This is a genomic window from Xanthomonas arboricola pv. juglandis (assembly GCF_001013475.1).
Lineage (GTDB): Bacteria > Pseudomonadota > Gammaproteobacteria > Xanthomonadales > Xanthomonadaceae > Xanthomonas > Xanthomonas arboricola.
This window is the reverse complement of the sequence record NZ_JZEF01000003.1, coordinates 145,708-170,436: the sequence shown is the minus strand read 5'-3', so window position 1 is coordinate 170,436 and position 24,729 is coordinate 145,708. Positions and strand designations below refer to the sequence as shown.

18 protein-coding genes and 1 pseudogene are annotated in these 24,729 nt (G+C 64.9%); 3 read left to right on the top strand and 16 right to left on the bottom strand.

Annotated elements, in window-relative coordinates; genetic code table 11:
* Positions 1-212: 212 nt before the first annotated feature.
* Positions 213-1,145 (top strand): annotated as a pseudogene (locus XARJCFBP2528_RS11555) (alpha/beta fold hydrolase); the annotation flags it as partial.
* A 254-nt stretch (positions 1,146-1,399) separates the two neighbouring features.
* On the opposite strand, the gene tkt reads toward XARJCFBP2528_RS11555, so the two are convergent.
* The 13 genes from tkt to XARJCFBP2528_RS11490 all read right to left on the bottom strand — a co-directional run bounded on the left by tkt (position 1,400) and on the right by XARJCFBP2528_RS11490 (position 18,336).
* Positions 1,400-3,400: a transketolase gene (gene tkt / locus XARJCFBP2528_RS11550; protein ID WP_016903575.1), complete on the bottom strand. Its 2,001-nt coding sequence runs from the start codon at positions 3,398-3,400 to the stop codon at positions 1,400-1,402.
* 239 nt (positions 3,401-3,639) lie between these two features.
* Positions 3,640-4,920 (bottom strand): dicarboxylate/amino acid:cation symporter, encoded by a 1,281-nt coding sequence (locus tag XARJCFBP2528_RS11545; RefSeq protein ID WP_026064592.1) that lies wholly within the window; start codon positions 4,918-4,920, stop codon positions 3,640-3,642.
* Between the two features lie 1,102 nt (positions 4,921-6,022).
* A complete protein-coding gene (locus XARJCFBP2528_RS11540) occupies positions 6,023-7,762 on the bottom strand; it encodes a BatD family protein (RefSeq protein WP_047124728.1) in 1,740 nt (579 codons plus the stop codon).
* Entirely contained in the window at positions 7,759-9,612 is a 1,854-nt protein-coding gene (locus tag XARJCFBP2528_RS11535) for a tetratricopeptide repeat protein (RefSeq protein ID WP_026064593.1), read from the bottom strand. The genes XARJCFBP2528_RS11540 and XARJCFBP2528_RS11535 overlap by 4 nt, the downstream gene beginning before the upstream one ends.
* Positions 9,609-10,616 carry a vWA domain-containing protein gene (locus XARJCFBP2528_RS11530; RefSeq protein WP_016903579.1) on the bottom strand — a complete coding sequence of 336 codons (1,008 nt, stop codon included), beginning with the start codon at positions 10,614-10,616 and terminating at the stop codon, positions 9,609-9,611. The genes XARJCFBP2528_RS11535 and XARJCFBP2528_RS11530 overlap by 4 nt, the downstream gene beginning before the upstream one ends.
* Positions 10,613-11,074 carry a DUF4381 domain-containing protein gene (locus XARJCFBP2528_RS11525; RefSeq protein ID WP_026064594.1) on the bottom strand — a complete coding sequence of 154 codons (462 nt, stop codon included), beginning with the start codon at positions 11,072-11,074 and terminating at the stop codon, positions 10,613-10,615. The genes XARJCFBP2528_RS11530 and XARJCFBP2528_RS11525 overlap by 4 nt, the downstream gene beginning before the upstream one ends.
* Positions 11,075-11,076: 2 nt before the next feature.
* Complete coding sequence (locus XARJCFBP2528_RS11520; RefSeq protein ID WP_026064595.1) at positions 11,077-12,039, bottom strand: DUF58 domain-containing protein; 963 nt, start codon at positions 12,037-12,039, stop codon at positions 11,077-11,079.
* A 22-nt stretch (positions 12,040-12,061) separates the two neighbouring features.
* Positions 12,062-13,081 (bottom strand): AAA family ATPase, encoded by a 1,020-nt coding sequence (locus XARJCFBP2528_RS11515; RefSeq protein WP_039525693.1) that lies wholly within the window; start codon positions 13,079-13,081, stop codon positions 12,062-12,064.
* 277 nt (positions 13,082-13,358) lie between these two features.
* Positions 13,359-15,299, bottom strand: a complete 1,941-nt coding sequence (locus tag XARJCFBP2528_RS11510; RefSeq protein WP_047124727.1) for a type IV pilus secretin PilQ — start codon at positions 15,297-15,299, stop codon at positions 13,359-13,361.
* Between the two features lie 19 nt (positions 15,300-15,318).
* Positions 15,319-15,852, bottom strand: a complete 534-nt coding sequence (locus XARJCFBP2528_RS11505; RefSeq protein WP_047124726.1) for a pilus assembly protein PilP — start codon at positions 15,850-15,852, stop codon at positions 15,319-15,321.
* Entirely contained in the window at positions 15,849-16,514 is a 666-nt protein-coding gene (locus XARJCFBP2528_RS11500) for a type IV pilus inner membrane component PilO (protein ID WP_047124725.1), read from the bottom strand. The genes XARJCFBP2528_RS11505 and XARJCFBP2528_RS11500 overlap by 4 nt, the downstream gene beginning before the upstream one ends.
* Positions 16,511-17,278, bottom strand: a complete 768-nt coding sequence (locus XARJCFBP2528_RS11495) for a PilN domain-containing protein (RefSeq protein ID WP_047124724.1) — start codon at positions 17,276-17,278, stop codon at positions 16,511-16,513. Before XARJCFBP2528_RS11495 ends, XARJCFBP2528_RS11500 begins: the two co-directional genes overlap by 4 nt.
* Positions 17,278-18,336, bottom strand: a complete 1,059-nt coding sequence (locus XARJCFBP2528_RS11490; RefSeq protein WP_047124723.1) for a pilus assembly protein PilM — start codon at positions 18,334-18,336, stop codon at positions 17,278-17,280. Before XARJCFBP2528_RS11490 ends, XARJCFBP2528_RS11495 begins: the two co-directional genes overlap by 1 nt.
* A gap of 215 nt (positions 18,337-18,551) precedes the next feature.
* On the opposite strand from XARJCFBP2528_RS11490, the gene XARJCFBP2528_RS11485 reads away from it, so the two are divergent.
* Together XARJCFBP2528_RS11485 and XARJCFBP2528_RS11480 are read left to right on the top strand one after the other, a co-directional pair.
* Positions 18,552-20,978, top strand: a complete 2,427-nt coding sequence (locus XARJCFBP2528_RS11485) for a penicillin-binding protein 1A (protein ID WP_047124722.1) — start codon at positions 18,552-18,554, stop codon at positions 20,976-20,978.
* A gap of 215 nt (positions 20,979-21,193) precedes the next feature.
* Positions 21,194-21,844, top strand: coding sequence for a hypothetical protein (locus XARJCFBP2528_RS11480; RefSeq protein WP_026064862.1), 651 nt, complete (start codon positions 21,194-21,196; stop codon positions 21,842-21,844).
* 102 nt (positions 21,845-21,946) lie between these two features.
* Here the strand turns inward: XARJCFBP2528_RS11480 and XARJCFBP2528_RS11475 are convergent, their stop codons facing one another.
* The 3 genes from XARJCFBP2528_RS11475 to XARJCFBP2528_RS11465 all read right to left on the bottom strand — a co-directional run bounded on the left by XARJCFBP2528_RS11475 (position 21,947) and on the right by XARJCFBP2528_RS11465 (position 24,717).
* A complete protein-coding gene (locus XARJCFBP2528_RS11475; protein ID WP_016904709.1) occupies positions 21,947-23,236 on the bottom strand; it encodes a citrate synthase in 1,290 nt (429 codons plus the stop codon).
* 228 nt (positions 23,237-23,464) lie between these two features.
* The gene (locus XARJCFBP2528_RS11470; protein WP_016904707.1) at positions 23,465-23,707 is read right to left on the bottom strand and encodes a type B 50S ribosomal protein L31; all 243 of its coding nucleotides are present in this window, start codon (positions 23,705-23,707) and stop codon (positions 23,465-23,467) included.
* 71 nt (positions 23,708-23,778) lie between these two features.
* Complete coding sequence (locus tag XARJCFBP2528_RS11465; protein WP_016904706.1) at positions 23,779-24,717, bottom strand: nucleoside hydrolase; 939 nt, start codon at positions 24,715-24,717, stop codon at positions 23,779-23,781.
* Positions 24,718-24,729 lie beyond the last annotated feature (12 nt).

Genomic DNA, 24,729 nt, shown 5'->3' with positions numbered 1-24,729 from the left:
AATGGGAATGATTCACATTTTAAATAGCTGGATTGACATATTTTTAGCATTTACTTGACACAAGCGAGCGCTACCTGGACAGGAGGCCCACTGCGCAACTCTCGGTCTGACCTCAGCCATTGCAGCCGAACTCGCATAGACGCGACACTCGGAACGGGAGCTACTGAACAGCTGGCTGACGTAACGACGGAACGCACTACAACGGGGATCACATGAAGAAATGCTGGATGGCTGTCGCTCTATTGCTGCTGTGCACGCCGGGAGTGAGCGCTGCAGGGTCAGATAAAACGTCGCTGAACGAGGCTTGCCGCGTACCCGGCAACGGCGTGCACGAGGCAGGTCTTGTCCAGATCGGAGGCATCCAGCAATGGGTCACGATCGAAGGTCAGGACTGCCGCAATCCGGTGGTGCTGATCGTGCATGGCGGGCCGGGCAACCCCAACACGCCGTTCGCGCATCGCCTGTTCGGCAGCTGGACACGCGACTTCACCATCGTGCAATGGGACCAACGCGGCTCCGGCAAGACCTACGCCGCAAGCAAACCTGCCGACGGCGAGACGCTGACCATGCAGCGGCTGACCCAGGACGGTAGCGCAGTCGCGCGCTATGCCACGCAACGGCTGGGCAAATCCAAGCTCATCCTGATGGGTGGATCGTGGGGCTCGGCACTGTCGGTCAATATCGCCAAGGCAAATCCCAGTCTGTTCCATGCGTATGTCGGTACAGCGCAACTGGTCAATTACCAGGACGATATGGCGGCCAGTTACACCAAGACGCTGAGCCTGGCCAGCGTAGCCAGCGATGCAGACGCGATCGGCAAGCTAGAGAAGATCGGCCCGCCGCCATGGACCAACCCGCGCAACTTCGGCGTCCTGAGGCGCCTGACGCGCAAGTACGAAGCCTTGAGTACCGACCCGGCACCGGAAGACTGGTTCACCTTCGCAGCGGAGTACGACACGCCCGACTACCGTGCAGCCTATGAGGCCGGAGAAGACTATTCCTTCCTGCAGTTCGTCGGGCTGGCAGGCGACGGCATGGGCCCGCAGATCGACCTGCGCAAACTCGGGCCGCAGTTCGCCATGCCGGTCTATCTGATTCAGGGCGAACAGGATCTGGTCACGCCGGCGCAGATCAGCAAAGCCTATTTCGATGGACTTTCTGCACCGAGCAAGGAATTCCTGCTGCTGCCACGCACCGGGCACGACCCCAACCCGCCGATGATGGACGCACAGCTGAAAGTGCTGACCAGGATCCGCGCATCGGCGCTGGCCAACGACGCGCACTGAAACACGCAACGCGCTCGTTGAATGATGAAGTACCGCACATCGCGCATTGATCACGAGATCCAACAAAAAAGCCGGCTTTCGCCGGCTTTTTCTTTCAGGCACCACGCAAGGCGTTACAGCGCCTTGGCTGCCGCGACCACATGCTCGGCGGTGATCTTGAAGTACGCATACAGCTGATCCGCCGGTGCCGAGGCACCGAAGGTGTCGATACCGACCACATCACCATCCAGGCCCACGTACTTGCGCCAGAAGCCGGTCACGCCCGCTTCTACCGCCACGCGCTTGCGCACCGCATTGGGCAGCACCGACTCGCGATAGGCCGCATCCTGGCGATCGAACACATCGGTCGACGGCATCGACACCACGCGCGTCTTCAGCCCGGCCGCGTCCAGGGTCTGCTTGGCTTCCACCGCCAGCCCGACTTCCGAACCCGTGGCGATCAGGATCACGTCGGGCGTGCCGCCTTCGGCATCGGCCAGCACATAACCGCCGCGCTCGATCAGCTTGAGCTGCTCGTCGCTGCGCGGCTGGTGCTGCAGGTTCTGGCGACTGAACACCAGGCAGCTCGGGCCGTCCTTGCGGGTGATGGCGGCCTTCCAGCTCACCGCCGATTCCACCGCATCGCCCGGGCGCCACACATCGTTGTTGGGGATGTAGCGCAGCGAGGCCAGGTGTTCCACCGGCTGATGGGTCGGGCCGTCCTCGCCCAGGCCGATCGAGTCGTGCGTGTACACGTGGATGGCATGGGCCGGATTCAACGCGCTCATGCGCACGCCGTTGCGCGCGTAATCGCTGAACACCAGGAAGGTGGCGTCGAACGGAATGAAGCCGCCATGCAGCGCCAGGCCGTTGGCGATGGCAGTCATGCCGAACTCGCGCACGCCGTAATAGACGTAGTTGGCATCCGGATCATCGGTGGCCACCGACTTGCTGGCCTTCCACAAGGTCAGGTTGGAATGCGCCAGGTCGGCCGAACCGCCGATCAATTCGGGCAACAACGGCGCGAACGCTTCGATCGCCAGCTGCGAGGCCTTGCGCGAGGCGATGGTCTGGCCGTCCTGCTGCGCCTTGGCGATATAGGCATCGGCCTGGGCGATGAAGTCGGCCGGCAGCTCGCCGTGCGAGCGGCGGGTCAGCTCGGCAGCTTCGGTGGCGTACTGCTTGCCGTACTTGTCGAACAGCTGCTCCCACTCGGCCTGGCGCAGGGTGCCGGTGCCACCTGCGCGCCAGCCGGCGTAGATCTCTTCGGGAATCTCGAAGGGGCCGTACGGCCACTCCAGCGCCTTGCGGGCGCCCTCGAGTTCTTCCTTGCCCAGCGGTGCGCCGTGCGAGGATTCCTTGCCGGCCTTGCTCGGTGCGCCGAAGCCGATCTTGGTGCGGCAGCAGATCAGCGAGGGCTTGTCGGTGTTCTCCAGCGCGGTCTCGATGGCAGCCTTGATCTTCTCGGCGTCGTGTCCGTCCACATCGCGGATCACATGCCAGCCATAGGCCTCGAAGCGCTCCGGGGTGTTGTCGCTGAACCAGCCGGCGGTGTTGCCGTCGATGGAGATCTGGTTGTTGTCCCAGAACGCGACCAGCTTGCCCAGGCCCCAGGTACCGGCCAGCGAGGCGGCTTCATGGGAAATGCCTTCCATCATGCAGCCATCGCCCATGAACACCCAGGTACGGTGGTCGACGATTTCCAGCTCCGGGCGGTTGTAGCGCTGCGCCAGCAACTTCTCGGCCAGCGCGAACCCGACCGCATTGGCAAAACCCTGCCCGAGCGGGCCGGTGGTGGTCTCCACGCCGGGGGTTTCGCTGCGCTCGGGGTGACCGGCGGTCTTGCTGTGCAGCTGACGGAACTGCTTGAGCTGCTCGATCGGCAGGTCATAGCCGGACAGGTGCAGCAGCGCGTACTGCAGCATCGAGCCGTGACCGTTGGACAGCACGAAACGGTCGCGGTTGAACCACTGCGGGTTGTTCGGGTTGTGCCGGAAGAAATCATTCCACAGCACTTCGGCGATATCGGCCATGCCCATCGGCATGCCGGGATGGCCGGATTTGGCGGCTTCGACCGCATCGGCGGCGAGAAAACGGATGGCGTTGGCCAGCTGGCGGCGGGTGGGCTGGGTCATGGGCGTCTATGGAAGCGGAGGGGAACACCGCTGGAAGCGGAGCCGCTTATTCTCCCACAGAGCGCGTTAGGGAGCCGGGATTGGGGAATCGGGAATGGAGAATCGGGAATCGGGTGCAGTGCAGCAGGTTGGTCGCTGACGCCGCTCTCACCAAAGCTACCGCTGCGGTGCAACAGGACCTCACTTCACACGTAACGATCGCTATAGCCCGCTCTTACCCATTCCCGATTCCCGACTCCCTACTCCTCGCCCTTGGCAACCAAGGTCGTCAGTGCCAGATCGCCAGTCACGTTCAGCGCCGTCCGGCACATATCCAGGAAATGATTGACGCCCAGGATCATGCCGATGCCGACCGGGTTGACCCCAACCATCGCGCAGATCAGCGCCACCACCGGCAGCGAGCCGGACGGTACGCCGGCGGTGCCAATGCCACCCAGGATGCAGACCAGCATCACCATGAACTGCTGGCCGATGCTCAGGTCCACGTTGAAGAACTGCGCCAGGAAGATCACCGTCACCCCTTCGAACAAGGCGGTGCCGTTCTGGTTGGCGGTGGCGCCCACGGTCAGCACGAAACGCGACACCCGCGGCGGCAGGCCCATCTCGTCGGCCACGCGCAGGGCGGTCGGCAGGGTCGCGTTACTGGAGGCGGTGGAGAACGCCATCATCGTGGCCTCCTGGGTCTGCTTGAAGAAGCCGATCGGCGAGCGCCCGGCGAACTTCACTGCCAGCCCATAACTGACCACCATGTGCAGGCCCAGCGCCAGCACCACCACACCCACATAAGCGCCCAGGCGGATCAGCAGATCGAAGCCGAACAGCGCGGCCAGATTGAACATGAAACAAGCCACCGCATACGGCGCCAGACGGATCACCAAGCCGATCAGGGTCATCGAGATTTCGAAGATGCCCTCGATGCCGCGCTTGAGCGTGGCCACCTTTTCGTCGGCGGTCAGCACCATGCCCACGCCGAACATCACCGCAAAGAACATCAGCGACAGGATCGCGCCGTTGCTGGACGCTGCCGCGATCACGTTGCTGGGCACGATCGACAACAGCATGTCCATGCCCTGCGGCTGGGTGCCGGAGCTGGAGATGATCTCGCGGGTGCGCTCAGCGTTCTGCTGGATCAATTGGTTGGCCAGCTGCGGGTCCACGCCGGCACCAGGCTTGAGCACATTCACCAGCACCAGCCCCAGCAACACCGCCACGCCGGACAGCACGACGGTGTAGCCCAGGGTGCGCCACCCCACGCGCCCGAGCGCACGGATGTCGCCCATTTCGGAAATGCCCATCACCAATGCCGAAAACAGCAGCGGCACGATCAGCATGAAGATCAGATTGAGGAAGATCTGCGAGAACGGCGTGGTGACGTATTTGGTGACCACGCGCACCCAGTCGGCATCGCTGCCGGCCAGGTAGTAGACGGCCAGACCCAGCAGCAGACCGACGGCGAAGCCAATGCCCATCTTCCAATGCAGGGGCAGGCCCGGGCGGCGTGCGGCGGGGGATGCAGTCATCTGGTCGGGCCTTGATCTGGACACAAGTCCCGGAGCTTAACAAACGCCATCGACGCGGCCACCTACCCGGCCTGTCGCCGTGCGCCTGCCCGAGGGTAGGTGCAGCTCCCTACGTCAGCCGATACGGGCGCTGGAGCGTTCAACACATCTGGCGCGCTCGCCGTGGGCAGGCAGAGCGGATGCATGAGCCGCCTGTACCGGGGCGCGATGCCCAACCGCTTTGGGAACACGCATGGAATCAGTCCCTGAGCTCTTGCTTGCAACCATGCACACCGACCATCCCGACAGGTCCTTGCCCGCTCACCGTCGCGGGACCTTACGCGGCATGGATGCCGCGTAAGAGCCTACAGGGACGTACTTGCGGCGTGTCCCGCGATGATGGGCGGGCAAGGGCTCTGCAGCGAAGCCACAGATCCGTCGCTCTGCCACTGATCTCTCCACACTGTCCAAGCGCATCGAGACACAACGTACAAAGCAACCAAGACTTCAAACTGTAGTGTCGTCGAAGCGCGATCGGATGCTTGAATCAGAAGCCTGGTGAGTCGAGTGCGCGGTGCCCTCGCCGCTTGCGGGACACGCCGTGAATCCGTCCATGGAGGCTCCTCGGCGGCATCCATGCCGCCAATGGTCCCGCAACCGGCAAGGACACCGCGCCAGAGAGTTGGCCGATTGCTTTCTTGAAGGCATGTCGCTCGACTTGCGCTAGGCAGGTGAGAAGCCTGTAGGTTGCGTGTTGAAAGCCTGTCGGCTATTTGCAATGGGAAGGCGATAAGAAGCTGGTGGGACCCAGAGTGATGCGCCCAGCGCACCTCGTGCTCTGCTTGCAACTAACCACACCGACCATCCCGACTGGTCCTTGCCCGCTCACCGTCGCGGGACCTTACGCGGCAGGGATGCCGCGTAAGAGCCTACAAGGACGTACTTGCGGCGTGTCCCGCGAGGGTGGGCGGGCAAGGGCTCTGCAGCCAGGTCACAGACCCAACGCCTTGTTTTAAGCAGCACAGGTGAACAACCAGGCGCAACCGGGATCAATGCGTCAAAGCCGGACAGGACATGGTGACCATCTAGACCCAGTCAGCAACTTCCGATGCACCGAAACCGATCAAGGCGCCGGCGGATACAGCGGCGCCAAGACCTCCGGCTCCGCAGCCGTGGCATTTCGCCACCGCGGGCCCTTGGCAAAGGCCTCGCGCAAGGCCGAACGTGCACTGGTCACGTCGCCATCGCCGCCCCAACGGGCACGCTGCATCTGTGCCACCGCTGCCCGCTGCGCCGGGTCGCTCAACGCTGCCAGCACGCTGTCGATATCGGCAACGCCGGCCATGCCGCACAGCACCGCGGCCACGTCGTCCATGCCGCCGGTATCGAGCGCGCGTCGCAGCTCGGCCACACCGTGCGTCACACGCCGTCCGGGCGCAGCTGCATCGCTGGCGTTGATCACCGGCGCGCCGTGCGAGCCGCCACGACGCCGCGACAAGGCCCACACCAGGGTGGCAATCCACAGCAGCGCAAAGCCGATCGCCGCAGCGATCCAGCCCCATGGCCGTTGCGTGGCCGCAGCCTGCTGCAGGCTCAACGTACCGGCCGCAGCGGTTGGCGCAACGTTATCCGGTGATGGACTGGCTGCAGGCGTTGGCGCGGGCGCGGGCGCCGCAAACGCACCGCTACCTGCCGCCACATCCAGCGTAAGGTCCGGCAACGCCGCGGTCTTGGCTGCCCCCGCGCCCACATCCCACCATGCTACCTGCAAGCCGGGCACCACCAGCCGACCGGCGCGGTTGGGCACGATCGAATAACGGCGGGTCAGCCGCAGCTGCGGCGAGCCATCCACGAAGCGTTCTTCGTATTGCGGCGGCTCGGCGAACACCTGCGCGTCGGGCACGCTCGGGGTCGGCAATTCCGGGAACTGCGCCTGGGTGGCGCCGCGTGCGCTGGCCTCCACCACGAGCTGGGCCGCTTCACCGGCGGTGGCGCGCTGCGGCGTGGTCGTGTAGCGCAACTGCAGGCTGCGCAGCGGCAACCACGGCTGCGGCGCGTTGGCCGGTTGTGCGCGTACCTGCAGCGGGATGCTGGCGCTGCGTGCACTCAGCTCGCCATTGCCACGACCGAAATAGTCGTCGAAGAAGCCGCCGACCGACCGACCATTGAAGCGCGCCGACGGCAACACCAGCCGGCCGCTGCGCTCGGGCACCAGCAGATAGCGCCGCTCGACCACGTTGTATTGGCGGTTATTGAGTACCTTGACCGAACTGACGTCGTCGCCGATGCGCTGCAGCGATGCACCATCGGGCGCTTCAAGATCGAGTTCGCCGGACGCCAGCTGCGTGGCGAAATACAGCCGCACCACCACGCCCACACTTTGCTGCACATAGGGCTGCGGATCGTCCACCTGCGTCTGCACAAAGGCATCCTCGTTGCCTTGCGCCGCTGCTGCTGCGCCGGGCGCGCTACTGCCGGCATCGCTTGCCGACGCGCCCACCTGCAACCGCAACGGTTCGGTGCGCTCGTTACCCACGCGGATCGCCGGCACGATCAGCTCGCCGCTCTTGCGCGGCGTCAGCACCACGCCGAACAGCGCGCGCACCGTCACCGACCCATTAGTCACCTGCATCTGCTGGTTGGCGCTCTTGGCCCCCAGCGCGAAATCGTTGCGCAACGGCGTGTAATCCGGATCGACACCGCGTTGATCGGTTTCGATATTCAGCATCACCACGTCGCCGGCATTGGCGCTGTCGCGATCCAGCCACGCGCGCGTGACGGCACCCACCGGTGCACAGGTGAGCAGCATCGCGCTGGTCAACATGCCGATCGCCGCGCGGCGCAAATGGTGTGTGCCGATCATCGTCCGTCCCGTTGCCTGCGTTCGTGTTCCAGCCTGAATTTGGTGCGCAGCAGACTGCCCGGGTCGTCCGGCACCCGCCGCAACCAGGCATCCACTGCCTGGCGTTGCTCGCGTTGCTCCGGCGTTTCGTTCGCCGTTGCCGCAGCGGCCTGCTTGCCGTTTGCATCGGCGCTCTTGTCGCCAGCCTGCGCCATCGCCTGCTGCATCTTTTGCCGCTGCGCGGCATCGGCCTGCTGCTGCGCCTTGGCGTCGGCCGATTGCGGCGCTGCGTCCTGCTTGCTCTGCTCGCCCTGGCCGTTTTTGGACTGCTGGTTCTGCGAGGCTGCGTCCTGCGGCGCCTGCGCAGACGGCTGATCCTTGCCGTCCTGTTTGCCTTGCGCATCCTGCTTGCCTTGCCCGTCCTGGCCAGGCTTTGGATCGTTCTGCTTGTTCTGTCCGGACTGATTCTGGCCGGAGCCGTTCTGACCGGATTGTTTCTGGTCGTCGGACTGGCCCTTGCCGTCCTTGCCCTTGCCGTCTTTATTGTTCTGCTGCTGACGCTTGCGCGCCGCCTCCACCGCCGCACGATTGGCGATGGCGTCGGGCTGATCCGGATGTTGCTTGAGCGCCCGGTCGTAAGCCGCAATCGCTTCGTCGTATTGGCCCTGCCTGGCCAGCGCGTTGCCGAGGTTGTACAAACCCTCATCGGTGGGCACATTCTCGAAGGCTTTTTGTGCCGCGGCGAAATCGCCCCTGCGATATGCCTGCACGCCTGCATCCAGGCGCTGCTGCTGCACCTGATCGGCGCGTTGCCACAAGGTGCCGTCGGCAGCATGCGCGGGTTGGGCCAATGGCAACACGCACACCAATGCAAGTACCGCCACAACCGTACGCCGCCGGAACGCCAGCAGTGCCAACAGCATCACCGGTAGCAGCAGCCAGTAGCCCTCGTCCAGCCAGGTCTTGCCGCCGGTGGACTCGGCGGTTTCATCGGCCAGCGGCTGTTGCGCCGGGTCGAGCACACCCAGCGCACGTAGGTCCGCATCGTCGGCGGTGATACGCGCATAGCGACCACCGCCCTGCCCGGCAAGATCGCGCAGGCTGCCTTCATCCAGTTTTGTCTGCGCAATCTCACCGGTCGTGGTGCGATAGGCCGCGCCGCGCGTGCTCCCCACGCCGAGCGCGGACACGCTGAATCCACGCGAGCGCGCCAGCCGTGCAGAACTTCCGGCCGCACGATCGGCGCTGTCGCTGACCAGCAGGATGTCGCCCTGCTTGAAACCCGCCTGCAGCAGCAACTGCGTGGCCGCGTCGATCGCCGCATCGGCGCGCTTGCCGTCCACAGGCATCACCGATGGCGACAGCGCATCCAGAAACAACGCCACGTTGGCGGTGTCTTCGGTCAACGGCGCAACGGTGAAACTCTCGCCTGCATAGACCAGCAATGCGACTTCGCCACCGGCCCGCTTGCTTAACAACGTGGCCAACTTGGCCCGCGCCTGTAGCAGACGCGACGGCGGCAGGTCGTTGGCGGTGATGCTGGAGGACAGGTCCAGCGCCACCACCAGCGGCATGCTGGAGTGATACACCGGCCGCTCGGTCTGCCGCCAGCTCGGCCCGGTCATCGCCAGCACCGCCAGCGCATAGGTCAGCGCAGCCAGCACGAATCCCAGCCATCCACGCCGACTGCCGGACACCAGCAAGGTCGGCAACAGATGCGCATCCACGCTTTGCCGCCACACGTCCGCATCGCGTCGACGCAACTGCCACAGCACTGCCGCCGGCACGATCGCCAGCAGCGCCCACAGCAACCCCGGGCGCAGCAGATGCAGCGACTGCAGCCCGCCTGCCAGTTCGGTCAGCGCGTTCATCGCCATCTCCGCGGCAACACATAGGCCAGCAGCGCAATCACGATGGCAGCGCCCAACGGCCAGTAATAGCGTTCCACGCGCGGCTGCACCGAAGGGCCGAGCGCCTTGACCGGCTCCAGCCGATCCAGCTCGGCATAGATGCCGGCCAGTTCTTCGGTATCGCGGGCACGGAAAAAGCGTCCACCGGTCTGCGCGGCGATCTTGCGCAAGCCGTCTTCGTCGATATCGTCGTTGCCCGTGGCCGGAATCGGCACGCCGAACAACGAATAGCCGCCGTTGCCGCCGAAGGCGATCGTATGCACGCGCACGCCTTCGGCCTTGGCAAGCTCGGCGGCCTTGAGCGGATTGAGCACGCCTGCGGTGTTGACGCCGTCGGTGAGCAACACCACCACGCGCTGGCCCTGCTTCTGCTCGCGCAGCCGTTTGACCGACAACGCGATCGCATCGCCGATCGCCGTCTCGCGCCCGGCCAGCCCCACCACGCTGTCAGCCAACTGGTCGCGCACGGAGGTCAGGTCGGCGGTCAACGGCGTCAACGCGTAGGCGCGCTGACCGAACACCAGCAAGCCGACCCGATCGCCGTCGCGACGATCCAGAAAGTCCGACAACACCGCCTTGGCGGCGGTCAGGCGATCCACCACATTGCCGCCGAGCACCATGTCCGGCTCGCTCATGCTGCCGGACAGATCCACCGCCAGCATCATCTGCCGCGCCTCACGCGGCGGCTGGATCACATCGCCCAATTGCTGCGGGCGCGCGAGCGCCGCGCACAGGAAAAACCAGCCCAGCCAGGCAAGCCAGCGCGGCACCCGCAGTACCGGTGCGCTGTTTGCCTGCGCAACCGCATGCAGTTGATCGGCGTAAGGCACGCGCAGTGCCGCCGTATCGGCACGGCGCTGCGGCCAGAACCACATCAGCAACGGCAGCGGCATCAACCACCATGCCCACGGCCATGCGCAGTGCGCCAGCGCATCCTGCCATTGCGACCATTGCAGCCAGTTCATCGCCGGCCTCGCATCAGACTCAGAAACCGCTGCCGCGCCAGCGCCTGCACCGCATCCAGATCGGCCACCGCCGGCGCACGTTGAAAGCCGCCGTCCAGCAGCGCGCGCCCCGGTCCCTGCGAAAAGGCCCGCGTCTTGCTTTTGCGCCCGTCCAGAAACTGCAGCCATGCCTCGCCCTGCAGCCGGTCGGCCTGCGCATCGACGCTGCGCGCTGCGCGTCGCAGCAACACCGACAACGCGGCCAGACGCTGCGCGGGAGTCGTTGCGCGCTGCAGCTCGGCATCGAATGCCGCCAGCCAGCGCCGCTGCTGCTGACGACGGCGACGCCACCACCACCATGCGCTGCCAAGCACCAGGACCACTACCGCGATCACCAGCCACCAGCCCGGCGCCAGCGGCCACCATGGCGGCGATGGCGGCAGATGGACATCGCGTAGCGGCAGCGATTGCGGCGACATCGTCATCGGCTCCGCACGGCGCTACTGCCGCCCAACCAGGCATCGCTGGCATCGTCGGTGGACAGGCGATGCAAGCGCACACCGCGTGCCTGCAGGACCGCGGTCAATTGTTCCAGCGGCGCCACGAATTCGGCCTGCCAACGCGCACGTCCGGCCTGCGTGGACAGATCGATCGCGATGCGCTCGCCGCGCACATCGAAGCTGAGTGCGCGGGCCGGTGGCGCCAGCTCCAGCGGGTCGACCAGTACGATCACCACCACCTCGTGATGCAAGGCCAGGCCCGACCAGCGTGTGGCAGAAATCCTGCTGGCGCTGCGCGCATCGGCCAGCACGGTCAGCCGCGCACCCGGGCGCAGCAACCGCGCGGCATGGTCCAGTGCCACCTCCAGACCTGCATCGCCGGACGGCGGCTGCGTGTACCAGCGCGCCAACGCATCCAGCACCGGTAATACGCCGCGTTGACCCGAGCGCGGTGCAATCGGCGCTTCGCTGGCAGTGCCACGCAGCGCGGCGATCCGGTCGCCCTGCCGCTGCGCCAGCCACGCGGCAACCGCGCCGGCACGTGCGGCCTGCACTGATTTGTAGCGCACCCGCGTACCGAAGAAGAGCGCCGGTGAGGTATCGGCCACAATCAGACTCAAGCGTTCGCGCTCGGCCTGGAACAATTTGGTGTGCGCGCGCCCGGTACGCGCAGTGACGCGCCAGTCGATATGCCGCGCATCGTCGCCGGCCACGTACTCGCGCGACTCGGCGTATTCCATCCCGCGCCCACGCGTTGCCGCCGGCACCGGCCCGACCAGCCCATGGCGGCCACGCCCTGGCTGCCCGCGATGGGTCGTGGTGCCACGCAGCGCGATCAGCTCCGCCAGCGTCGGCCGCAGCCCATCGCCGGCGATCGACGCCGGAGCGGTGACAGGGGAAGAAGACGGCATCGAAGACATCGGATTCTGGTCAGAGGACGGCATACCTCGGCGACACGCTACCCGATCAGGGCAGCGGAATCTTTTCCAGCAAGGCGGCGACCAGGCGCTCGCCATCCCAGCCTTCGGCAGTGGCTTCATAGCTGGGCAGCACGCGATGACGCAGCACATCCGGCGCGATTGCGCGGATATCGTCCGGGGTCACGTAGTCGCGCCCGGCCAGCCATGCACGCGCCCGTGCGCAGCGCTCCAGTGCGATCGACCCACGCGGGCTCGCGCCCCAGGCAATCCGCCGCGCCAGTGCCGGGTCGTAGCGCTGGGCATCACGCGATGCGAGCACGATTTCGATCAGGTAGCGCTCCAGCTGCGGCGCCAGATGCACGTCCAGCACCACCCGACGCGCGGCAAAGACATCTTCCAGCGGGATCTTGTCGGGTACCGTCTCGTGCTTTTCCAGGGTGTCGCGTGCGGCCTCACGTGCCAGCCGCAGGATCTCCGCCTCGGCATCGGCCTGTGGATAGCCGATACGCACGTGCATCAGGAAACGATCCAACTGCGCCTCGGGCAACGGGAAGGTGCCTTCCTGCTCGATCGGGTTCTGCGTGGCCATCACCAGGAACAGCTGCGGCAGCGCATAGGTGTGCCGCCCGACGGTGACCTGACGCTCGCCCATCGCCTCCAGCAGTGCCGACTGCACCTTGGCCGGTGCACGATTGATCTCGTCGGCCAGCAGGATCGGATGGAAGATCGGCCCGGGCATGAACTCGAACCGGCTGTCCTGCGGCCGCCAGATCTCGGTGCCGGTCAGATCGGAGGGCAACAAGTCGGGGGTGAACTGCACCCGCGCAAAATCCGCCTCCAGCCGCGAGGCCAGCGCGCGGATCGCGGTGGTCTTGGCCAGCCCGGGCGCGCCCTCGACCAGTAGATGCCCGTCGGCCAGCAGGGCGATCAGCAACCGTTCGACCAGCGCAGACTGGCCCACGATGCGCTGCGCCAGCGACTCGCGCAGCAGGGTGAATTGACGATGCAACCGGTCCTCGGCGGGCGCGGCAGCGGCTTCTGGGGGCAACAGCGGCGGTGCGTTCATAGGCCCAGTGTGACCGATTCGAATGTGATTGGTTCACTACGAAGCGGGAAGATGTTCAGTGAGTGACCGGGTTCATGCTCTCCACTGCCGGCCGCGCCGGAGGTGAGTATCCCGGTGAACATCGCAGGCGGGCTTGAGTGATAGACATCTGGATGGGTGATGAGGCACGCATGCCACCTAGCGCAGCTGACGTTTGCATGCGCCATGTACATCACTCGAGCAAACCTGGAAAAAAAGAAGGCCGCTTTCGCGGCCCCCTTTTCTCATGTGGTTGTGCTTATTGCGCTGCGCTTGCCACTCGCAACACCTTCGGAGTGACGAAAACCAGCAACTCAGCCTTTTCCTTGCTGCGCCCACGCTTCTTGAACAGATTGCCCAGAAACGGGATGTCACCCAGGAACGGCACCTTCGACACGCTCTCACGGTCAGTGAATTCGTACACACCGCCGATCACCACCGTCTCGCCATCGGCCACCAACACTGCCGTATTGACTTCCCGACGGTTGATTTCCGGCACGGTGCCGTATTGCGGCAAGGTAATGAAGCGTGCCACTTCGTCCTTTTTGACATTCATGTTCAGGAAAACGCGGTTGTCATTGGTGATCGTCGGCGTCACCTTGAGTTCGAGCAGAACTTCCTTGAACTGCACATTGGCCTGCGACCCGCCACCTGCAACACCCGCGCCACTGATGGTCACATAGCCGATTTCGCGGCCCTGCTTGATCACACCCTCACGCTGGTTGGCGGTCACGATGCGCGGATTGGAAACGACTTCGCCGCGCCCTTCTTCCTGCATCGCCGACAGCTCGATATCCAGGTTGAAGTGGGAACCCAATAGGGTGTAGGCAAGACCTGCTGCGCCGCTGTTCGTGAAGCCGCCAGCCCCAAGATCGACGTTCAGCCCGGACGGAAACAGATGCGCCGGCAACGTCGTCTGTGTGCCGCCATTAGCGCGCTCCAGAGCAGCTTGCGCAGAGGTGTTGAGGTAGTTGACGTTACTTTCCAGCGAGCCACTCAAAATGCCCCGCCCTGTCGCACCGGTGACTCCAAACCGCGCACCCAAGTCACGCGCAAACGTATCGGTCGCGATCACGATGCGGCTTTCGATCAACACCTGATCCACCGGCCGATCGATATGCGAAATCAGCTCGCGCATCTGCGCGACCTTCTTCGGAATGTCACTGATCATCAACGTGTTGGTACGTTCATCAGCGACCAGACGACCACGCGGCGACAAAAATCCGTTGTCCTGCTGCCCTGCGCCGCCCTGTCCACCTTGACCACCACTACCGCCACCAATCCCCTTGGCCTCCGTCAGCGCTTTGAAGATCACAGCTGCGTTGTGGTAATTGATCTGCACGTAATCGGTGATCAGATCCTCGCGGTTTTCGATCGCGATGCGGGCGTCTTCCTTGTCCTGCTCGAACTTGGCCAGCTCCGGCTGCGGGGCAACCCACACCACGCCGCCGTCGCGGCGCTTGTCCAGCCCCTTGGCGCGCAGCACGATGTCCAGCGCCTGGTCCCACGGCACGTTCATCAGGCGCAGCGTGACATTGCCCTGCACGGTGTCGGAGGCGACGATATTGAGGTTGGATTCCTCGGCGATCAGCTGCAGCACGGTGCGTACCGGCACGTCCTGGAAGTTGAACGTTACCGGGCGGCCACTGTAACCGCGCGCAGCGATCTGCGCGGCGGCCTGGGTGACGGCTGCGGCGCTGACGCCCCCGACCGCGGGCTGGCCCTTGCGCGGAGTGATTTCGACCACGTATTCGTTGCCGGTCTGGTAGGCCAGCGAATCGAACGCGCCCTTGGTCGACAGCACCAGCTGCGACCCCGAGCCGGATGGCTTGACCTCGACACGCTGCACCGGCGTTGCAAAATCGGTGACGTTGAGCGGGCGCTGCAGTTCGGCGGGCAGGCGTGCGTTGCTGATATCGACCAGCACGTTGTCGCCCTGCGTGCGCAGATCCGGGCTGGCGCCCTGGCCGTCGAACTGCAGGATCAGACGACCAGTGCCATCCTCGCCACGTTTGAAGTCGATCTTGGACACCGCCAGGCTCGCCGGAGCGGTCTTGGCCGGATCCTGCGCAGGCTGCTTCAGTGCTGCCGCCGAGAAAGCGCTACCGCTCGCCAGCGCCAGCGCGAACCCCATCGCGCAGGCCTGGAATACCGCGTGGCGCCGAACCGGACGCAGCCGCCGGGCATTGGAAAACGTCATCGTGCTATCCCCTATCACTTTATTGATCATCCAATGCGAGCGCGGCCGGCCGTTCAAGCCATCCGCCCGCACCGTCCGGCACAAGTTCAATCAGCTCGATGCGGTCTTCGTAGACCCCGGTGACCCGGCCATCGCTCTGTCCCAGATACACGCCCGGCCGCACCCGGTAGGTCACCTTGTCCGGTGCCATGACCAGCGCGATCAGGCCCGAGCCGCCGCCAATGGTCCCCACCATATCGAGGGCGTCGAGCGGATAGGCTTCCAGCGGCTCCTTGCGCCGGTTCGGATCCGGACGCGTGCCGTTACCGCCTTCCGCACTGACCCAGGCATCGCTGAACGGGTCGCGCATCGACTGCGCCGCATATTCGAACGTCTCGAACTGCTGCATCACCGGCAATGGCTCCAACGGCGGTGCCGGACGTGCGCGCACTTCGGCGACCCAGGCTTCCAGATTCGGCGCATCGCCCGGTGTGCTGGTCACACTGCGCGTACACGCCGGCAACACAGCAATTAGCGCCACGCACGACAGGATCTTGAGCAGTCTCATGGTCATTGGCCGCCCTTCTTCGCAGCGTCGGCCGCAGCCTTCTCCTGCTCGGCCATTTCCTCATCGTCCAGATAACGATAGGTCTTGACCGTGCCGGACAGTTCCAGCGCCCCGCGCGGGGTGATGCCGGCCTTGGGGTCCTTCGGCTTGAGGTTGATGTCGTGCATGGTCAGGATCACCACACGCGGCAGCGACGCCACGCCGCTGACGAAGGCACCGAACTGGTGGTAACTGCCCACCATGCGCAAGGCGATCGGCTTTTCGGCGTAGAACTCCTTCGGCGATTCCGGACCCGGCTGGAACAACTCGTTGGACAGGCCGCTCGAAAGCGCGGTCTGCGAGATGTCGATGATCAGATCCGGCATTTCGGTCTTGCTGGGCAGCTGCCGCAGCATCTGCTGCAGCACCTGCTCCATCTGCGCGAGCTGCTGCTTGAGCGGCTCCAGATTCACCGCGCGGCCCTGCTGGGTCTCGAACTCGGTGCGCAGCTGCGTTTCGGTGCCTTCCAGGCCTTCGAGTTCATCGCGCTTGCCGCTGATCAACAGGAACCACGCCAGCACCATGATGAACAGGCCGACCACCACGCAGAACACGATACGCGCCTGCTGCGGCCAGCCGCCGATGTTGTTGAAATCCAGATCGCTGAGCTTGAATGATTTCTGACTCATGACGCGGCCCCCTCCTGCGGCCGATTGGCTGACGCCGGCGCTGGCTGCACAGGCGCAGCCGCCGGCGGCGTGGCAGGCGCAGGCGCTGCAGGTGTCGCCGCTGGCGTGCCCGCAGGTGCCGTGCCGGCAGGCGCTGCAGCCGGCGCTTGCGCGTCGACCGGTGCGGTGCCGTTCTTGTCAGCCTCGTTCGGATTGGCCAGCTTGACCTTGAGGGTGAACACGTACGGCAGCGTCTTGGTGTCCATCGACGATCCCGCAGGTTGCCCGGCCTTGTCCTGGCTCTTGGCCTCGATGATCGACAGGTCAGGATTGGTCATCCAGCCCGAGCCTTCCAGGTTGCGCATGTAGGCACTGACGCGCGCGTTGGACTGCGAACGACCTTCCAGGGTCAGGGTGTCGCCATCCTGCTTGATGTTGGTCAAGGCCACGCCATCGGGAATGGTGCGCACCAGCGAATCGAACAGATGCACCATCTGCGAGCGATTGGCCTGCAGTTCCTCGATCACCTTCTTGCGGGCGAGCAGACGGTCCTTCTTCTTGTCGAGTTCCTTGATCTCTTCGTTCTGCGCCTTGACCTTGTCGATTTCGGCGGTCAGGAACGCATTGCGCTCGGTCTGGCCGCTGATCTGCGCGTCGTAGTAGAACCAGATCAGTCCGGACAGCAGCACGCCAGCAAGCGCAGCGAAGCCGAGCATCGAATAGAACTCACGCTCGCGCGCCTTCCGGCGCTCGGCGCGCCAGGGCAATAGATTGATTCTTGCCATCAGTCAAAGCTCCTCAGGGCCAGGCCGGTGGCAATCATCAATGCAGGCGCATCCAGCGCCAGCGCATGCGCCTGGACCTTCGGGCCCAGCGTCATCTGCGCGAGCGGGTTGGCGACCACGGTGGTCACGCCGAGCTGTTCTTCCACCATCTCCGGCAGGCGCGACAGCGCGGCGCAACCGCCGGCCAGCACGATGCAGTCGACCCGATTGAATTCGCTGCCCGCGTAGAAGAACTGCAGCAAACGGCTGATCTGCTGCACCGTCGCCTCCTTGAACGGCTCCAGCACTTCGACCTCGTAGCTCTCTGGCAAACCGCCCTGACGCTTGGCCAGGCCGGCCTCTTCGTAGGTCAACCCGTACCGGCGCATCACCTCGTCGGTGAGCTGCTTGCCGCCGAAGACCTGCTCGCGGCTATACAGACTGCGACCGGAGCGCAGCACGCTCAGTGTGGTCATGGTCGCGCCGATGTCCACCAGCGCAACCACCGCATCGGCAGCCACCGGCAACTCGCTGGCGACCAGGGCGAAGGCGTTCTCGACCGCGAAGGCCTCCACGTCCATCACCTTGGCGGTCAGGCCACCGAGTTCCAGCGCGGACTGGCGCAGTTCCACGTTCTCCGAACGCGAGGCTGCCAGCAGCACCTGGACCATGTCCGGGCTGTTGGGCATCGGGCCGAGCACCTCGAAGTCGAGATTCACTTCCTCGATCGGGTACGGAATGTAATTGGTGGCTTCCAGTTCGACCTGGGCTTCCAGATCGCTGTCATCCAGATCGGCCGGCATCGGAATCAGCTTGGTGATCACCGCCGACCCGGCCACCGCAGCTGCGGCATTCTTGGCCTTGCTGCCGGACCGGTTGATGGCGCGACGAATCGCTTCGCCGACCGCCTCGACCTCGACGATGTTCTTTTCGACGACCGCATTCGGCGGCAACGGCTCTACCGCGTAGTGTTCCACGCGGAAACGGTTCCCGCTGCGCGACAGCTGCAAGAGCTTGACTGCAGTGGAACTGATATCGACACCGATAAGTTGCGACTGACTCTTGGGTAGAAGCCCCACGGAAACTCCCCTGCCGATGGGCACTTGGACGCTTGTCTGCGCCCTCGTATTAATAATCAAATTTTAACAGTTGACAAGCCCTTCACGCGCAAGGCAATGGCCCCGCGACGCGCCCCCAGTTCTGTCTGCTGCGATCCCCAGAGTTCGGCCCCAGCCAAACCCGGCGTCATCTATACTCTGCGACCAAGAAATCTGCAATCGGAATCTCTCTTAACATGCCCCGTATTCGTCGTTGGCTGGGCTGGGTCCTGGCCGCGTTCGTGGTGCTCGCCCTGCTTGGCGCTATTGCTGCCGGCGGCCTGTACTACGCCGTTTCCTCCAAGTTGCCGGACGTGCAGTCGCTCAAGCAGGTCGAACTGCAGGAGCCGATGTACGTCTATTCCAGCGACGGCCGCCTGATGGCCGTCTATGGCGAGACCCGGCGCTACCCCATCCAGATGAAGGACGTGCCGCTGCGCCTGAAACAGGCCTTCCTGGCGACCGAGGATGCACGCTTCTACGAACACGGCGGCGTGGATTACAAGGGCATCGCCCGCGCGGTGTGGCTGCTGGCAAGCACCGACGCCAAGCGCGTGCCGGGTGGTTCGACCATCACCCAGCAGGTGGCACGGCAGTTCTTCCTCAGTTCCGAATACAGCTACACGCGCAAGCTCGCCGAGATCCTGCTGGCGCGCAAGATCGAGAGCGAGCTGAGCAAGGACGAGATCTTCGAGCTGTATCTCAACAAGAGCTTCTTCGGCAATCGCGCCTACGGCGTGGGTGCTGCGGCCGAGTACTACTACGGCAAGAAGATGAGCGAGTTGAGCCTGGACGAGATGGCCTCGCTGGCCGGCATCCCCAAGTTCCCGTCCAGCGGCAACCCGATCAGCAATCCGGAACGCGCGCAGGAGCGCCGCGATTACTACGTGCTGCAACGCATGGCCGACCTGGGCTTTGTCAGCCAGGCCGAAGCCGATGCCGCCAAGGCGGTGCCGATGCACGCCAAGCCGCATGAGCCGCCGGTCGAGGTCTACGCCCCGTATGTGGCCGAGCTGGTGCGCCAGGAAATGATCGCCAAGTACGGCGGCGATGTGCTCAACAAGGGTTACCACGTCACCACCACCATCGATGCCACGCTGCAGACCGGCGCCGATGCGGCGGTTGCCGAAGGCCTGCGCCTGTACGACCACCGGCATGGCTGGCATGGGGTGGAGCAGCATTTCGATGTCGCCGCCGATGCGGATGCCGCGGCACTGGCCAAGCATCTGTCTGGCGTGTTCACCCAGGGCGGCCTGCGCGCGGTGATCGTGGCACGCACCAATGCCGACGGCGGCGTGACCGTCGTGCAGAGCGACAAGACCGAGCTGACCTTGCCGGCCAGCGCCAGTCGCTGGACCAACAAGACGCCGGCCAAGCTGTTGACGCGCGGCGACCTGACCCGCATCCGCGCCGGCGAGAAGGACGGCGAGTGGATCATCGACCAGTTGCCGCGCGGCCAGGCCGCGCTGGTGTCGCTGGATGCCAACAGCGGTGCGCTGCGCGCGCTGGTCGGCGGTTTCAGCTTCGCCGGCAACAAGTTCAACCGCGCCACCCAGGCGCGCCGCCAGCCGGGCTCCAGCTTCAAGCCGTTCGTGTATGCGGCCGCGTTCGAGAAAGGCTTCAACCCGGCCTCGATCGTGCTCGATGCGCCGGTGGTGTTCCGCGACCGCCGCGGCAAGACCTGGTCGCCGCAGAACGACGGCGGTGGCTTCCGCGGCCCGATGCGCTTGCGTGAGGCGCTGGTGCAATCGCGCAACCTGGTGTCGGTCCGCTTGCTGGATGCGATCAGCGTCGATTTCGCACGCAAGTACATCAGCCAGTTCGGCTTCCAGGAAGCCGAGCTGCCGCCCAATCTGTCGATGTCGCTGGGCACGGCCTCGCTGACGCCGTTGTCGGTGGCGCGTGGCTATGCGGTGTTCGCCAATGGTGGCTCGCGGGTGGAGACCTGGATCGTGGACGAGGTCAAGGACCGCGACGGCAATGTGGTCTTCAAGGAAGTGCCGGCGGTGGCCTGCCGTACCTGCGCCTTGCAGGGCGGCAATGTCGCGCCGGTGAGCCAGGTGGTGGACGGCTTCAACTTCGGCGCCCCCGCGCTGCCCAAGTCGATCGAACCGACCCCGGCGGCCCCGGCCACGCCGGCGGAGACCGCCCCGGCAGCCACTGCCGAAACCAAGATCGCGCCGCGCGCCATCGACGAGCGTACCGCCTACCAGTTGGTCTCGATGATGCGCGACGTGGTCCAGCGCGGCACTGGCACCGCGGCCAAGGTGCTGGGGCGCGAGGACGTCGGCGGCAAGACCGGCTCGACCAACGATCACCGCGACGCCTGGTTCTCCGGCTTCGGCGGTCCCTATGCCACCACGGTGTGGGTGGGTCGCGACGACTTCCGTTCGCTCGGCTATCGCGAGTACGGCGGCAAGGCGGCACTGCCGATCTGGATCGACTACATGCGCGTGGCGCTGAAGGACAAGCCGATCGCCGCCAACGACCCGCCCGACGGCATGACCCAGGCCACCATCAATGGTGCGGTGGAATGGGTGAAGAACGAGGACCTGGATCGCCTGCAGGACTACGACTACGGCCTGCAGGAACAGCAGGACGAGAAGGCGTTCGATATCTTTTGAGGGCCGGGAATCGGGAATCGGGATTGGGGAATCGGAACGGCTTCTTCCGCCCGATTCCCCGATCGGGTTCGTGGCGTTGACTGTCTCCGACTGCAGTAGAAGGAACCGGGCAATCACCATGGCGTGATTGCCCTTGCAGGGAGACACGGGGGCATTCGCCACCTCTTCATGCCGCTGTTGTAGAGTCGAACCAGGTTCATTAGGGGAGCCCGGTCATGCATCACGCGCGCGAACACGCCGATACGCGAACCCGAGAACGTCGCCATCGCCTGGCGCACGAAGCGGCCCGACTGATGGCCGAGGGCGGCATCCGCGATTTTCATCAGGCCAAGCTCAAGGCGGCCAGCCGGCTGGGCATCCACGACGACGCATCGCTGCCGCGTAACCGCGAGATCGAAGATGCGTTGCGCGAGCACCAGCGCCTGTTCTCCGGGCCTGCGCACGGGCTGCGGCTGCGCCAACGTCGCGAAGCCGCATTGCGCGCGCTGGAGTTTCTTAGCCCGTTTCAGCCGCGCCTGGCCGGCCCGGTGCTCGATGGCACAGCCGACGCCAACGCGCCAGTGCAGCTGCAGCTACACAGCGACGATGCCGACGCCGTGCAGCGCTTCCTGGAAGAACACCGCATTCCGGCCGAACTGCGCACGCGCCGGCTGCGCCTGGACCGCGAGCGCACGGCCGAGTTTCCGGTGTGGCTGTTCAGTGCCGAGGAACTGACCTTCGACCTGACCGTGCTGCCGTACGATGCCTTGCGCCAGGCACCGTTGTCGCAGCTGGACGAAAAACCGATGCAGCGCGCCTCGGCCGCCCAGTTGCGTCAGTTGCTGGCAGAAGAGGATGGTGGCCACGCCCTGCCGCGCACGCGCTGAGCGCAGCGCGCCATGACGCGTGACCACTGATCACAACGCCAACCCGCAAAAGCAAACGCCCCGCAATGCGGGGCGTTCGTTCAAGCAGACAACCGCAGGCGCTTAGCGCTGGCCGGCGTCATTGTAGTCGCGCTTGTCGTAGCCGGTGTAGATCTGGCGCGGACGGCCGATCTTCATTTCCGGGTCGACCTGCTGCTCCAGCCAATGCGACACCCAGCCGGCGGTGCGTGCGATGGCAAACATCACGGTGAACATTTCCACCGGGATGTTCAGCGCCTTGTAGATCAGGCCCGAGTAGAAGTCGACGTTCGGGTACAGCTTGCGCTGCACGAAGTAGTCGTCCTTCAGCGCGGCTTCTTCCAGCTTCAGCGCCACTTCCAGCAGCGGATCGTTGACGCCCAGTTCGCCCAGCACCTTGTGGGTCATCTCGCGGATGATCTTGGCGCGCGGGTCGAAGTTCTTGTAAACGCGGTGACCGAAGCCCATCAGGCGGAACGAGGAGTTCTTGTCCTTGGCCTTGGCCACGGCGGACTCGACGTTGTCGGCGGTGCCGATCTCTTCCAGCATCTTCAGCACGGCTTCGTTGGCGCCACCGTGTGCCGGGCCCCACAGCGCGGTGATGCCCGCTGCGACCGAGGCGTACGGGTTGGCGCCGGTCGAACCGACCAGACGCACGGTCGAGGTCGAGGCGTTCTGCTCGTGATCGGCATGCAGGATGAACAGCAGATCCAGCGCCTTGGCCACCACCGGATTGATCTCCAGCGGCTCGCTCGGCACTTCGAACATCATGTGCAGGAAGCGGTCGACGTAGTTGAGGTTGTTGCGCGGGTAGCGGATCGGCCAGCCGATCGAATAGCGGTACGCGGCAGCAGCCAGGGTCGGCACCTTGGCGATCAGACGGATGGCGGCCTGGCGGCGCTGCTCCGGATCGTTGAGGTCCAGGGTGTCGTGGTAGAACGCCGACAGCGAGGCGACCGAACCGGCCAGCATGGCCATCGGGTGAGCGTCATGCCGGAAGCCACCGAGGAAGTTCTTCAGCGACTCGTGCATCATCGTGTGATGCGTGACTTCGTGGTCGAACTTCTTGAATTCGTCCGCGGTCGGCAGCTCGCCGTTCATCAGCAGGTACGAGACTTCGAGGAAGCTGGACTTCTCAGCCAACTGTTCGATCGGGTAGCCGCGATACAGCAACACGCCGTTGTCGCCATCGATGTAGGTGATGGCCGACTTGCAGCTGGCGGTGGCGGTAAAGCCCGAGTCGTAGGTGAACAGACCGGTTTCTTTGGTCAGCTTTGAAATATCGACGCAATCATTGCCAAGCGTGGGCTTGAGAACCGGCAGAACGACCGACTTGTCGCCGGCGTTGAGCGTGACCTGATCAAGATCGGACACTGTGTACGCTCCTTCAGTGGAAGGCGCCTGTCACCAAATGGGCAGGCACGTGATGGAAGTCCAGGGCATCGCCCCGGATCACGTCATTATCGCACAGCAACATTTTGGCCGTCGCTTGGACAGAAGTCGTAGACGCCACGTCGAAGGGTGAAAACGAAGTTGCCGCCGCCTCAAAAAACAACGGCCGCGCAATGCGCGGCCGCTGCCGGTACAGCCCGTCCTGCAAGCTCAGCGCGCGTAGCGCTTCTGGAACTTGTCGATCCGGCCGCCGGTGTCGATCACCTTGTGCTTGCCGGTATAGAACGGGTGCGAGGCCGAGGAGATATCCACCTTGATCAGCGGGTATTCCTGGCCGTCTTCCCACTTCACGGTCCCTTTCGAGCTCATGGTGGAACGGGTCAGAATCTTGAAATCGGACGTCACGTCGTGGAAGACGACGTCGTTGTAGCTGGGATGAACGTTATCTTTCATGGACTTGGCGCCGGGCTGCCTGGATAAGCCGGGCATTATAGCGGCCTCCCGACGCCCGGCGCAAGATCGCCCTAGCCCGCCGCCAGCGCCGCCGCGACCAAGCCGAAGAATTGCGGGCGATCGTAGTCCAGCAGCAGGTTGGCGTTGTCGGGGTTGCCATCCCGGCGCTCCCAGTCCACCAGGGTCATGCCGCGGGTGTGGGTACCGGCCAGCTCGATATGCACCGGCCGCTGCTCCAGTCGCTGCGCGCCCTCCGGATGCAGCGCGAACGCCATCGCCAGCGCGTCGGCGGCGTACCAGTGCTCGCCACGGCTGTCTTCGGACCACAGCCGGGGCTTGCGCGAAATTTCCTCGTAGAACCGCGCCTGCGCGGAGTCGGCCGCCAGCCATTGCTCGACATCGCGATGCAGCAGGCCGTGCGCGATGGTGGCTTCCCAATCGGCCACGTCGAACTGCGGAAAACCGCGGAACACGATATGTGCCGCTTCCGGGTCGAAGCCGATATTGAATTCGGCCGCGGCGGTGATGTTGCCGTGCCCGGTCAGCGCCCCGCCCATCACCACCAGCCGCGCCACGCGCTGCGGCAGGGTCGGATCCAGCGTCAGGGCCAGGGCCAGATTGGTCAACGGACCGAGCGCGACCAGCAGCAGTTCGCCGGCGTATTCGTGCGACAGGCGCAGGATGGCCAGCGCGGCGTGCTCGGTCTCGGCAATACGCTTGGCCGGCGCCAGGCCGACATCGCCAAAACCGTCGATGCCATGCACATGTGCCGCGTCCACCGAGGGATGCAGCAGCGGCTGCGGACAGCCCGCATAGACCGGCACATCGTCGCGCCCGGCAATCTCGCACACCTTCAAGGCGTTGCGCACGGTGTGCTCCAGGCCCACGTTGCCGGCGGCGATGGTCAGGCCAACGACGTCATGCCGGGTGTCGTTGAAGGCCATCAGCAAGGCCAGCGCGTCGTCCACGCCCGGGTCGGTGTCGATCAGCAGCGGTATCTTTTTGGTCATGGGATTGGGAAT